Source organism: Floridaenema fluviatile BLCC-F154 (assembly GCF_041929135.1).
GTDB lineage: Bacteria > Cyanobacteriota > Cyanobacteriia > Cyanobacteriales > Aerosakkonemataceae > Floridanema > Floridanema fluviatile.
In genome coordinates this window covers 1-12,197 of the sequence record NZ_JBHFNS010000083.1, presented here as the reverse complement: position 1 = coordinate 12,197, position 12,197 = coordinate 1, and the positions used below count along the sequence as shown (strand labels likewise).

The following is a 12,197-nucleotide window of genomic DNA, read 5'->3' as shown; positions in this document are numbered from 1 at the left end:
AGCAAAAAGCAGAAGTTAGAAGGTAGGAAAGGGGCTTCAGGGGCCGAGGGGCGGGGGGGGGGGGGGGGGGGGGCACGGGTTGTGTGAGATGGCAACTCAGACGCCCCCGGGCGGGCGGGGCCGCGGGTGGAGGGGGGGCCCCGGGGCCCCGTGCCCCTGCGGGGCAGGGGGGCCGAGGCGCAGCGGGGCCGCGGGGCTGGGGGGATAGGAGGACAAGAGGACAAGGAGGCAAGGAGGAGTGAGATTTGAGTTTTGAGTTAATAAGTTTTCTTGCCCCTCTGCTCCCCTGCCCCTCTGCCCCTGAAGCCCCTTTCCTACCTTCTAACTTCTGCTTTTTGCTTTTTGCTTTCTTTTCCTTTGCCTTTTTCCTTTGCTTGGGCGGCTTCTTTTTGTTTGAAGTAGGCTTCTAGAACTTTTAGGACTTTGGGGGCGGCGAAACTACCGCCACCGCCGCCGGAGTGTTCGCCAAATACGACTACGACAATTTCCGGCTTGTCTTCTGGGGCATAAGCACCGAACCAAGTGTGGACTTTTTTGCCATGTCCGACTTCGGAGGTGCCGCTTTTGCCCGCCGCTGGCGGAATTGTTTTCACATTTAAGGCTTGTCCTGTGCCACTGGTGATGGTGGCGCGTAGACCTTTGTGGATGACTTCCACGGTTTTGGGCTTCATGTTTAATGATTCCCGCCAGTTTTTCGACTCTTCGTTATCTTTGAGAATGTGGGGTTTGACTAAAAAGCCACCGTTGGCAGGGACGGCGAACATGACGGCTACTTGTAAAGGTGTGGTTTGGAGGAAGCCTTGACCGATCGACATATTCACAGTATCACCAACCGTCCATTCGTATTTCAGCCGCTTCAGTTTCCACTGATTATCCGGGACTAAACCAGCAACTTCTTCTTTTTTCAACTCAAATCCTGTTTCCCTCCCAAAGCCAAATCTTCTCGTCCAATCAATCAAAGTTGGCCCACCAACTCGCATCCCCACTTGGTAAAAGAAAGTGTCGCTACTCCACTTCATTGCTCCGACAAATCCCAAGGGCCCAAATCCGGCGCGGTTCCAATCTGCAAACCAAATTCCCCCAACCCTAATTGCTGGGTAGGTTGGTAACACGGTGTACGGGGAAAACTTACCTGATTCTAATGCCGCTGCTGTGGTGACAATTTTAAACGTACTGGCGGGGGGAAATGCTTGGAGCGATCGATTGACAAAAGGATGATCTTTTGCTTGGACTTTTCTCCAGGTGTCTTTGTTAATGCGCGAGGAAAAAATGTTTGGGTCAAAAGCAGGACGGGAAACCATCGCTAAAATTGCCCCATTTCTAGGATCCATTGCGATGATTGAGCCTTTATGTTCTCCTAAAACCGCTTCTGCTGCCTTTTGTAATTCCACGTCTAGGGTTAATTGCACGTTTTTCCCTGGCGTAGAGGGCTTTTCGCCCAAAATCCTGACGATTTGCCCCCGTCCGTCTACTTCCACCTGTTGACCGCCCCAAGTACCCCGTAAGGCGGGTTCAAAGGCATATTCGGCTCCCATTTGCCCGACAATATCTCCCATTCGGTATCCTTGACCGCGGCGTTTGTAGAGTTCGACATCGCTTAATTCTCCTGTATAACCGAGTACATGAGCCGCTAATTCGCCGTGGGGATACATCCTTAAGGCTTCAATATCAACGCTGACTCCTTCTAGTTGATTTCTGGATTCTTCTAGGGCGGTAATTTGTTCGGGAGAAATATCTCTGGCAATTCTGATTAGGGTGGAAGAGTTTTCGCTTCCGGCAACTCTTTTTTGAATATCTGCTTCGGGAATGTCTAAAATCTCGGATAGGCGTTGGCGGGTTTTGGGCCAATGGGTTTCTTTGTTGACTAGGGGCCAAAGGTATACTGAACGTGCTAGACGGCTACTAGCGAGAATTTTGCCTTTGCGATCGAAAATGTTACCGCGTTCCGGTTGTTTGGGCATCAAACGAATCCGGTTGTTTTCTGCTAATTCCCGGTTGCGCTTTCCTTCTACCAATTGTAGGTAAGCAATACGACTACCAAGGGCTCCCACGAGAAGCAGGGAGATAATTAACATGACAATTAGCGATTGGTAACTACGTCCTACGGTACGAGTTTTCAGTTGGTTTTCTAGTGAGGAAGACTGAATCAGAGCCATATAGCAGAATTATTCACAGATGTTAAACGCCGAAAATCCTAATGATTTGAGATTTAGATCGGGAGCGATCGCCGCTAGCAAAACAATACTTTTAAGAAATAGCACCCATTGTTTATTTTTGACCAGCTGTGCATCTGGCTTTAGCTTAGGGCAGAATGTCAAAATAAGCCAAGAACTATTTTGCCATTGAATCAGCTGATTCACTCTGTTTTAACTTGTAACTCAGGCAACGCTACAGGAAGTCGCCATTATGTCTCAAATTGCCGTCCAGAATCAAGATGCTAAATACACTCACAATGCGCTGGATGTTGAACTGCGTAAGGTTTTTAAGGTTTTTAATGGAGAAACTGCTGTCCGCGGGGTTGATTTGAATATCCACCAAGGCGAATTTTTTAGTATTCTTGGTCCTTCTGGATGCGGTAAAACCACTACCTTACGTTTAATTGCTGGTTTTGAGTCGCCTTCTGCTGGTGAGGTGTTGATTCAAAATCAGTCGATGACTCATGTTCCGCCTTATCGCCGTCCGGTAAATACGGTATTTCAAAGTTATGCTTTGTTTAATCATTTGACGGTGTGGGAAAATGTGGCTTTTGGGTTACGAATTAAGCGTCTTCCCAAGGCTGCGGTTGCCGATCGCGTCAAAGGTGCGCTGAAATTAGTCAAAATGGAATCTTATGCTAATCGTTTTCCCACTCAGCTTTCGGGGGGCCAACAGCAACGGGTAGCTTTGGCTAGGGCTTTAGTTAATCGTCCCGCTGTGTTGTTATTGGATGAACCTTTGGGCGCTTTGGATTTGAAACTGCGGAAAGAAATGCAAGTAGAATTATCAAATCTTCATCAAGATTTGGGGTTAACTTTTGTCATGGTGACTCACGATCAAGAGGAGGCTTTGAGTTTGTCCGATCGGATTTCAGTCATGCACGAAGGTAAAATCGAACAAATTGGTACTCCTAGCGAAATTTATGAGCGTCCCCAAACTGCTTTTGTGGCAGATTTTATTGGCGATACTAATCTATTTCGCGGTCGGGTAATTGCTAGTGAGGGTTCAGATTTACAAGTTTTGACGGATAATAAAATGAAAATCTTTGTCCAAAAACAGGAATCTACTCCCGTTTTTCAGTCGCAAGATTCCGTAGTGGTGAGTGTGCGACCGGAAAAAATTAAACTCAGTTTTGAGTCTCCTTGTGTGAAAAGTAACTGTTTTGCTGGACAGTTAAAAAATGTTATGTATATGGGCACTCATGTTCATTGTTTGGTAGAACTGGATTCTGGCGATCGCATGACGGTAATGCAAGCTAATAATTTCGCTACTTTACCAGATGTAAATCAGCCTGTCTATGTTTATTGGAATACTCACGATTGTCTGGCTTTAGTCAATAATTAAAAGCCTCTCGATTTCAGTAAACTTTAGCAAATTAACTCCAGAACTTCCTCTGATTCAATGATGCCCAATTCATCAGGATAAAGAGTAAAATGCTGGGATTAGAACAATTTTTCCAAGAGTTAGAATCTCACTGTTTGGGGAAAGCGATCGCTACTTTCCTTAACAGTGAGGGAGAATGTTTTGTGGTGGATTTAACTAGGGAAGCAGACGAAGTAAAATATGGTTACGATCCTCACATCAAAGGCTTGTTTATCCGAAAAATTAGCCAAGGTTGTCATCCTTATGGTTCTCTGATTTTACGTTCCTTTACTGCGGAAATCGATCGGCTAACTCGCTTACCTTATAAGGAACTCCGCGGCTATATTCTCAAATCAGTTGACGATCGTTTAGAATTTGAAAAACTTTCCCCGGAAATGCTGTTTGCTTGTCAAAATACAGATGCGGAAACTGGGGAACCTTTACCCTTAGAACAATCAGTGCGCTACTGTTAAAGTAGTAGAAAAAATCGCTCGCCATCTACACCAATAACAATGAAAAGTCTGGTTCTAAAACGACGTAAATTTCTCAAAACCGCAGTAGCAGCAACTTCAGGAATCATTCTTTCAAGTTGTGGCTGGACGTTAGCTCAAGTAAGACCTGCTGCTACGGAAAAAGGTAATACTAATAAGTTATATATTTATACTTGGTCTGGTTACACCAATAACGAATTGCTGAATCAATTTACCGAAAGAACAGGTATAGAAGCAGTAGCTAATGTTTTTGATTCTAATGAAGCAATGTTAGCTAAAGTTCAAGCAGGTGGTGGTGCTGATTATAGCATTATTTATCCTTCTGATTATATGGTCAGACAAATGATAGAACTGGGTTTATTACGAGAATTAGACCGCGATCGCATTAGCGGTTTAAATAATTTGATGCCCAAATTTAAAAATCCCGAATATGACCCAGGAGACCGTCACAGCGTACCTGTGAGTTGGGGAACAACCGGGTTAATTTATAATAGCAAAAAACTGCAAACTCCCCCAGAAGATTGGAATTATTTGTGGCAGAATAAAGATTTACTATCTAAACGCATGACTTTAATGGATGATGTGCGGGAGGTGATGGGGGCGACTTTGCGATCGCTGGGTTATTCTTATAATTCAACTAATCCCGAAGAAGTGAGACAAGCTTATGAGAAATTGCGAGAATTAAAACCTGCGATCGCATCTTTTACCACCGATGCTTGGAAAGAACAAATCTTAGCAGGAGACTTATTAATTGCGATGGGTTATTCAGCAGATGCAATGGAAGTAATCGAAGAAAACCCAGATTTAAAATATGTCATTCCCCGCAGTGGAACATCCTTGTGGACAGACACAATGGTAATTCCCAAAAGCGCACCCAATCCCGAAGCAGGTTATGCTTGGATTAATTTTATGTTAGAACCTTCGGTGGCAGCATTAGTTACCGAAACCTTAAACTTTGCCACAGCAAATAATACCGCATTAAAACAATTACCAGAAAAAATTACTAAAAATAACACCTTATTTCCCCCGGAATCAGTGTTAGAAAGAGCCGAAAGAATTACGCCAGTCGGTAAGTTCAGCGAAGTTTACGAAAACTACTGGACTAGACTAAGAAGCAGCTAAAATCTCCAATCGAAAACCTCAAACCTACAATCAAACCGTGTCTACCCAAATTCCTGTAAATCCCAGTTCTAACCAACCTGTCCCCGTCAAAAGTCCCAGTGGAAAACTTGGTCAGCGTTGGTGGGAACCTCTAGTACTATTAGGGCCTGCGGGGTTATGGTTATTACTATTATTAGTATTGCCTACCCTGGTAATTTTTGAATTAAGTTTAGTTCCGGGAATTAAACCTGGACAGGTAGTAAATCCTTCGGGAATTGAGAACTATATTCAAGCATTTCAGCCAGTATATTTGAGGGTAATTGGGCGATCGCTCTTTTTAGCCTTCGGAACCACAATAATTTGCTTACTTTTAGGATTTCCTGTAGCTTATTGGATTGCCTTATTAAGTCCAAAAAGATGGCGAAATCTCCTATTAGTTGCCTTTGTTTTACCCTTATGGACTTCTTCTTTGTTAAGAACTTATGCCTGGATTACTATTTTACGGCGCAGCGGAGTTTTAAACACAATCCTTGGTACTATTGGCATTCCCCCATTAGATATTCTTTACACCGATACAGCAGTTTTGATCGGTATGAGTTACGGATTATTACCTTACATGGTATTAATTTTGTATGCTTCTTTAGAAAAATTAGACCGGAGATTATTAGAAGCAGCAGCAGACTTAGGTGCAAATCCAATTCAGACATTTACTAAAGTTACCATACCGCAAACTTTACCCGGAATTGCCGCTGGTTCTTTACTAGTTTTTATTACCGGATTAGGCGATTTTATCGATCCAGAATTGCTCGGTGGTGCTTCTAGTATGACCGTTTCTCGACTGATTTATAACCAATTTTTAGGCGCAACACAAAATTGGGGATTTGGGTCAGCTTTGAGTATGTTATTAATTATGGCAGTTAGTATTGCGATCGGCCTTTTAATCCGATTTGGTGAATCAACTCCTCAGCGTTAGGGATTAGGGACTGGGGATTGGGGACTGGGGACTGGGCATAAATTTATTCCAGTTTATCGACTGGATCATGAGCCTCCCAGAAGTGGATTAAGCTTGTTACCGGAAATTTCGCAGCTAGAAGATGTAGATCAATTAATAGAATCATTCTGAATGCCCTTATGAATTAAATCAGGCATTGGACTTTAACTTTTTCCCTGGCGAAGAATCGGAGCTTTTGGATTAAGAGCGATCGCACACCCTTTCCCTAAAAAAAGCGATTTTTTCCGAAAAACTTAACAATTAGGTACTAGTAAAAACTCACTTGACATGATATTATCTAGATAATGGAAAAGGTGCGCCCATATATACTAAATTTTCTAACTAAAAAACCTCTGTGAAGTAGAAAGTAATTCCCCTTTCTGCCCAGCAAAAGAGTAGCTAACCTTATGGAAATATGCCAAAATCCAAATTGCTCAAATCCCTTTAACCCTGACAGCAATCGCTTCTGTAGTTACTGCGGTAAAAACAACCTTGGTGCATTGTTTAGAAACCGTTTTCGGGTAATCAGATTAATTGCCGAAGGAGGATTTGGCAGAACCTATCAAGCAGAAGATATTGATAGATTAAACGATCCTTGTGTGATTAAACAATTTGTCCCCCAAGTGCAAGGAACAGCAGCACTAAACAAAGCAGCAGAACTCTTTAAACAAGAAGCAAAAAGACTGTATGAACTAGGCGAACATCCCCAGATACCCCGACTGATTTCCTACTTTGAACAAGGAAAGCGCCTTTACTTAGTCGAAGAGTTTATCCAAGGAAAAACCTTATTAGAAGAACTGCAACAAAGTACATTTAGCGAAGAGCAAATATTGCAAATCTTAACCGACTTATTACCAGTACTGCAATTCGTTCACGAAAACAAAGTCATTCATCGAGATATTAAACCAGACAATATAATTCGCCGCCAAACAGACGGGAAATTAATGTTAATTGACTTTGGTGGTGCAAAGCAAGTAACCCAGACTATTTTAGCAAAACCAGCAACCGGAATTTACACCCTTGGATACGCAGCAATTGAACAAATGTCAGGTCATCCTTGTTATGGTAGCGACTTATATAGTTTAGGTGCAACTTGCGTGCGGTTATTAACAGGATGCTTACCCGTTCCTGATACTTTTGGCGACCTTAACGATCCATTATATAATTCTCATGAAGCACGTTGGTTATGGCGGGAATATCTTCAGAAAAAAGGCGTAAAAGTTAGCAATCAACTAGGGGAAGTTTTAGATAAATTATTGGCGCATTTACCAAAAGATAGATATCAGTCAGCAGCAGAAGTTTTACAAATTTTGAATTACCCGCTTTCGGTAAATTCAGCAAAACCAAATTCGCCGCAACCTCAAGCTAAACAGAGGAATAACTTACAGGTTTTTCAATTTGAAGTAATTACCGTAGACGCACAAGGAAACAAACTCAAAACAGAACGCCATCAAGCAGAATTTTTCCTTGAAGAATTAGGAAAAAGCATAACATTAGAAATGGTATTTATTCCCGGTGGAACTTTTATCATGGGTTCACCGAAAAATCAAGGTTACGCCAACGAAAAACCCCAACATCGAGTAAAAATTGCTCCTTTTTTCCTGGGTAAATATGTGGTTACTCAAGCACAATGGGAAATTATCGCCAGTTTACCCAAAATAAATTTAGATTTAAATCCCGACCCATCCTATTTTAAAGGAGCAAATCGACCAGTTGAACAAGTAGATTGGCACGAAGCGCAAGAATTTTGTGAACGACTTTCCCGAAAAACAGGTAAGAATTATCGATTACCCAGCGAAGCAGAATGGGAATACGCTTGTCGCGCCGGAACAACCACACCTTTCTATTGTGGCGACACAATTACTGCTAATTTAGGAAACTATCACGGAAATTATACCGAAGAAGTGGGGAGATTTCCTCCGAATGCTTTTGGACTTTACGATATGCACGGAAATGTGTGGGAATGGTGTGCCGATCCTTGGCATGATAGTTATGATGATGCTCCTTATGATGGCAGCGTGTGGGAATATGGTGGAGATTATAATAAACGACTGTTACGGGGGGTTTTGTGGAACAATTATCCCTGGAGTTGTCGTAGTGCAAATCGTGATTGGGATGAATCATTTAGTAAGTTTTGGCTTTATAGTTTTCGAGTAGCTGCTGATAGTTTTGCCGGAACTTCTTAGCTTTTTTCTGGTTTTACCAAGCTACCCCCTTTATGATTGGGCGATTGAAATCGCTGCTACACAAACAAAGTCCGCCTACGCGGACTAAAGAATAATGGGGGTATTGAAGCCGGATTTAGTATGATTCCGGTTTTCGCTTAGTCTGTGTGGTGAGGACTCCTTAGCCCTTTTTTCTTCTTCGTGTCCTTCGTGTCTTCGTGGTTCAAAAAAAATCTTTCCCACAAATCAAAAAGGATAGCTACTCAAGAAGTCAGCGATTTGAGATAACTTAGAGCAAAATGAGCTTTTTTTAATGAACCACGAAGACACGAAGGGAACGAAGGAAAGAGAAAAAAAGAGGTTTTTTTGGTGTGTTATGGTTGCGCGTAACACAGGATACGAATTTCGGTGCAAGATCTAAGAATAGAGAAAGAACTCTCAATCCGGTAAATTAGAAAGTTGTGAAGCACGAAACAGAAGACGGGCTAATGCCTAAACTACAGTCCCAGGAAAAACCTCGCTTTTATTGGCAGTTGCTTTTCTCGCTGCTGATGTTTGTGTATATGTATTTACCTATCCTGGTGCTAGCTTTATTTAGTTTTAATGAGTCTCGGTTTAGTGCTAGTTGGGAAGGTTTTACGCTGAAGTGGTATCAACAGCTGTTTCGAGATCAGCGGATTCTCTCATCTGTACAGAATAGCTTGATTGTGGCTTTTTCTTCGGTGGCTATTGCGGCTGTGATTGGAACTTTGATGGCTGTAGGTTTGGCGCGGTATCGCTTTCGGGGAAAGGGTTTGTATCGGGGGGTTTCTTATCTGCCTTTGATTATTCCAGATATTGCGATCGCAGTCGCCACCCTAGTCTTCCTCGCCGTAGTTCAAATCCGCCTCAGCATTTGGACTATTGTCGCCGCCCATGTCGTCTTTTGTCTCGCCTACGTCGGATTAGTTGTGTCTACCCGCCTCGCAGATTTAGACCCCCACTTAGAAGAGGCTGCACTCGACTTAGGCGCAACTCCCAGAGAAGCATTCTTAAAAGTATTATTACCCGAACTCATGCCCGGAATCATCTCCGGCTGTCTCCTCGCTTTCGTCCTCAGTTTAGATGACTTTTTAATTGCTAGTTTTACTGCTGGTAGCGGTTCAACTACTTTACCAATGGAAATTTTTAGCCGCATTCGTACAGGTGTTAAACCCGATATTAATGCTCTCAGTGTCATCCTAATTTTGATTTCTGGCGTTGTTTTCTTCCTCGCTGAATCTATCCGTTACCAAAGTGCGGAAAAAAGGCTGAAGCAATGAAGTAACTGATTTAAAAGAAAGGGGAAATGTAAATGCAGGCAGTGAAGTTTCAAGCGATCGTAAAAGAGGGAAAAATTCAAATTCCTGATGAATACAAACAGGAATTGCAAGATGATGAGCAAGTGAAAGTAATAGTTTTGATTAACAACAAACAGCAGCAAAATTGGAAAATTATGGATAAGTTAGCCAAAAATCCAATTAGCGTTAAAGGACACAAACAACTAACACGAGATGAAATTCACGATCGCAGTCTATGAGTGATAAAGTCATTTTTATAGACTCGAATATCTGGTTGTATCGGTTGCTAATCAACTTGAAATTGTGAATCCTTTTAAATGAAAAAACAGAGACTCTGCCTCAACCTGCAATATCTCAATATTAAAGTACAAAAAAACCAGCTAAAAAAATGATATGGAAACTAAAATACTAAATCTAAAACAACTTTATGAAAATGAGTACGATCGCTGGTTAACAGAAATGGTTAAGCTACTCAAAAACCGTGACTTAGAAAACTTAGATTATGACAATTTAATTGAGGAGTTGGAAGCATTGGGACGCAGCGAAAGAAATGCTGTTAAAAGTTTGCTATTACAGATTATTATTCATCTAATGCTGTATCAATTTTGGCAATTAGAAAAAGAGAAAAACGCCAATCACTGGGCGGCAGAGATTATTACTTTTAGGGTTCAGTTAGAAGATAAACTTACCACTAATTTACGAAATTATTTAGCAGATGAATTGCCCAAAATCTACCAAAATGCTTTATTGATTGTCCATAAAAAAACTCAACTTACTTCTCTACCCGAACAATGTCCTTATTCTCTGGAACAATTACTTGATAAACATTGGTTTCCTAATTGTTAATTTACATAACCCTGATTTGATCCCCCTAAATCCCCCTTAATAAGGGGGACTTTGAAGGCTAAATAAGGGGGACTTTGAAGGCTAAATAAGGGGGACTTTGAAGGCTAAATAAGGGGGACTTTGAAGGCCAAATAAGGGGGACTTTGAAGGCCAAATAAGGGGGACTTTGAAGGCTAAATAAGGGGGACTTTGAAGGCTAAATAAGGGGGACTTTGAAAAAAGTTCCCCCCTTGGTAAGGGGGGGTAGGGGGGATCAAATTAGCGATTCACAAAAACCCAAATTAAATCAATTTCAAATTCGGATATTCGGCAATCATGTCATCAGAAGAAAGAGTATCGCCTTCTGCTTGGGGAGTCCAGAGAACTTCCATTGCTAACAATTGATCTCCGGGAATACCACCAAACAAACGCAAAGCTTGACGTAAATCTTCTGAACTATTCACTTTTGGTAATTCCACTTTGCCCAAAGTAGCCGCTAACAGAGTCACCACAATATATTCACCTGACTCTTGTTGTGTTTCTACCAAAGCACCAGAAGTTTCACCACCTGGTAAAGCAGCATTCGGAGTCCCTTGCTTCAACAGGTTATTCATATTAGACAGAGTTTCAGAGGTGAACTTACTCCGTTCTGCTAAGGAAAAGCGATTAAATTGCGCTTCCGCACTAGCTAAACGTGCTTGTTGACTTTCCGCACCTGCATAAACCCAGTATTCAGGATGGCGCAATAAAGCTAATGTAGCTTCTTGGATTACTTCGGCGCGACCTTCAGGAGAACCTGTATCTGCTTTTTCAGCTATTTGATTTAGTTCGGCTTGCAAACTCCGCGCATTCGCCAACAAACCAACTTGCAATTTCGCTACAGATACATTGGGGTTGCTAGAATATCCTAACTCTTCAGATTCACCAAAGGTAACGCGACGGAAGGTTTGTACCAAAAAGTTAGCCAAAGTTAAAAAGATAATGATGGTAAACAAACCACCAAAACCGCCCCCAAATCCAAAAAATGGAATTAGGAACGGAAATCCAAAACCGCCACCACCATAAGGATAATATCCTCCAGAAGGCCCAGGTGCATAACTGCGAGGCCCAGAATAAGTGCGGCTAGGGACACCAAAAGAACCACCACCAATGCGCCCACCACTCCGGGCGGCTAAAGCCCCATCAGCGTGACCTAATGCTAAGGTGAGCACCAGACCAACAACAATCAGAGGTTTGACAAGTGGTTTCATAGCTGAAAGTAGTTTTTTGTACATATAACCCAGCCTCTTAAAAAGCTTTCATCTCAAAGAAATACACTAACGTTCGTAGTAGCGACTTTAGTCGTTCTTAGTCACAACTTTAGTCATTGTCTACAGCTTCTTTGATTAATCACTTTTTTGTTACAACTTCTTTACACTCTTCTAATTTATCGCGTTCTCTCTTTCCTGGGCATTTACCAGAGGTCGTATTGCTGGGTAGATTACCGTACTAGGACTTTGGGTGCAGATTAGCTACCCGTTCTGCAAAACCTACTCAAATCTACCTAAGTAGACTGATGTTTGCTTCCTGCTTCGTAGAATCCTTAATAGCAGCGCCATTAAGTTGATTAGATTCTCCACAGGCTAACCCCGTCGAACTGACGGTTAAAGGATAATCAATATCTGGATGCCAGTTTTCTAGATTGATACTGGCGTTAAGATCTCGCTCAATTTCCACCCCACAATTGCCACACTTAAAAGTTCTTTTT

12 protein-coding genes are annotated in these 12,197 nt (G+C 42.1%); 8 read left to right on the top strand and 4 right to left on the bottom strand.

Going from position 1 to position 12,197, the window contains the following annotated elements; translation table 11 throughout:
• Window positions 1–314: 314 nt before the first annotated feature.
• Complete coding sequence (mrdA, locus tag ACE1B6_RS22650; RefSeq protein WP_413259541.1) at window positions 315–2,156, bottom strand: penicillin-binding protein 2; 1,842 nt, start codon at window positions 2,154–2,156, stop codon at window positions 315–317.
• A 9-nt stretch (window positions 2,157–2,165) separates the two neighbouring features.
• A complete protein-coding gene (locus ACE1B6_RS22645) occupies window positions 2,166–2,360 on the bottom strand; it encodes a hypothetical protein (protein ID WP_413259540.1) in 195 nt (64 codons plus the stop codon).
• A 46-nt stretch (window positions 2,361–2,406) separates the two neighbouring features.
• Between ACE1B6_RS22645 and ACE1B6_RS22640 the strand changes: the two genes are divergently transcribed.
• The 8 genes from ACE1B6_RS22640 (at window position 2,407) to ACE1B6_RS22605 (ending at window position 10,471) form a co-directional block, all read left to right on the top strand.
• The gene (locus ACE1B6_RS22640; protein ID WP_413259539.1) at window positions 2,407–3,540 is read left to right on the top strand and encodes an ABC transporter ATP-binding protein; all 1,134 of its coding nucleotides are present in this window, start codon (window positions 2,407–2,409) and stop codon (window positions 3,538–3,540) included.
• Window positions 3,541–3,629: 89 nt separating this feature from the next.
• Complete coding sequence (locus tag ACE1B6_RS22635) at window positions 3,630–4,031, top strand: hypothetical protein (protein WP_413259538.1); 402 nt, start codon at window positions 3,630–3,632, stop codon at window positions 4,029–4,031.
• A gap of 39 nt (window positions 4,032–4,070) precedes the next feature.
• On the top strand, window positions 4,071–5,171 hold the full coding sequence (locus ACE1B6_RS22630) for an ABC transporter substrate-binding protein (protein ID WP_413259537.1): 1,101 nt from the start codon (window positions 4,071–4,073) through the stop codon (window positions 5,169–5,171).
• Between the two features lie 37 nt (window positions 5,172–5,208).
• On the top strand, window positions 5,209–6,123 hold the full coding sequence (locus ACE1B6_RS22625) for an ABC transporter permease (protein ID WP_413259536.1): 915 nt from the start codon (window positions 5,209–5,211) through the stop codon (window positions 6,121–6,123).
• 425 nt (window positions 6,124–6,548) lie between these two features.
• Window positions 6,549–8,327 (top strand): bifunctional serine/threonine-protein kinase/formylglycine-generating enzyme family protein, encoded by a 1,779-nt coding sequence (locus tag ACE1B6_RS22620; protein ID WP_413259535.1) that lies wholly within the window; start codon window positions 6,549–6,551, stop codon window positions 8,325–8,327.
• A gap of 467 nt (window positions 8,328–8,794) precedes the next feature.
• Entirely contained in the window at window positions 8,795–9,607 is an 813-nt protein-coding gene (locus tag ACE1B6_RS22615) for an ABC transporter permease (RefSeq protein WP_413259534.1), read from the top strand.
• Between the two features lie 32 nt (window positions 9,608–9,639).
• On the top strand, window positions 9,640–9,864 hold the full coding sequence (locus ACE1B6_RS22610; RefSeq protein ID WP_413259533.1) for a hypothetical protein: 225 nt from the start codon (window positions 9,640–9,642) through the stop codon (window positions 9,862–9,864).
• Window positions 9,865–10,018: 154 nt separating this feature from the next.
• Entirely contained in the window at window positions 10,019–10,471 is a 453-nt protein-coding gene (locus tag ACE1B6_RS22605) for a DUF29 domain-containing protein (RefSeq protein WP_413259532.1), read from the top strand.
• Window positions 10,472–10,752: 281 nt separating this feature from the next.
• On the opposite strand, the gene ACE1B6_RS22600 is transcribed toward ACE1B6_RS22605, so the two are convergent.
• Together ACE1B6_RS22600 and ACE1B6_RS22595 are read right to left on the bottom strand one after the other, a co-directional pair.
• Window positions 10,753–11,724, bottom strand: coding sequence for a DUF1517 domain-containing protein (locus ACE1B6_RS22600; protein WP_413259531.1), 972 nt, complete (start codon window positions 11,722–11,724; stop codon window positions 10,753–10,755).
• A gap of 265 nt (window positions 11,725–11,989) precedes the next feature.
• The coding region (locus ACE1B6_RS22595; RefSeq protein WP_413256341.1) for a zinc ribbon domain-containing protein at window positions 11,990–12,197 on the bottom strand (208 nt) is incomplete at its 5' end.

Excerpts from the sequence above, each read along its gene's own strand:
- mrdA (WP_413259541.1), bottom strand. The coding sequence starts at position 2,156 with ATGGCTCTGATTCAGTCTTCCTCACTAGAAAACCAACTGAAAACTCGT.
- ACE1B6_RS22640 (WP_413259539.1), top strand. The coding sequence starts at position 2,407 with ATGTCTCAAATTGCCGTCCAGAATCAAGATGCTAAATACACTCACAAT.
- ACE1B6_RS22635 (WP_413259538.1), top strand. The coding sequence starts at position 3,630 with ATGCTGGGATTAGAACAATTTTTCCAAGAGTTAGAATCTCACTGTTTG.
- ACE1B6_RS22630 (WP_413259537.1), top strand. The coding sequence starts at position 4,071 with ATGAAAAGTCTGGTTCTAAAACGACGTAAATTTCTCAAAACCGCAGTA.
- ACE1B6_RS22620 (WP_413259535.1), top strand. The coding sequence starts at position 6,549 with ATGGAAATATGCCAAAATCCAAATTGCTCAAATCCCTTTAACCCTGAC.
- ACE1B6_RS22615 (WP_413259534.1), top strand. The coding sequence starts at position 8,795 with ATGCCTAAACTACAGTCCCAGGAAAAACCTCGCTTTTATTGGCAGTTG.
- ACE1B6_RS22610 (WP_413259533.1), top strand. The coding sequence starts at position 9,640 with ATGCAGGCAGTGAAGTTTCAAGCGATCGTAAAAGAGGGAAAAATTCAA.
- ACE1B6_RS22605 (WP_413259532.1), top strand. The coding sequence starts at position 10,019 with ATGGAAACTAAAATACTAAATCTAAAACAACTTTATGAAAATGAGTAC.
- ACE1B6_RS22600 (WP_413259531.1), bottom strand. The coding sequence starts at position 11,724 with ATGTACAAAAAACTACTTTCAGCTATGAAACCACTTGTCAAACCTCTG.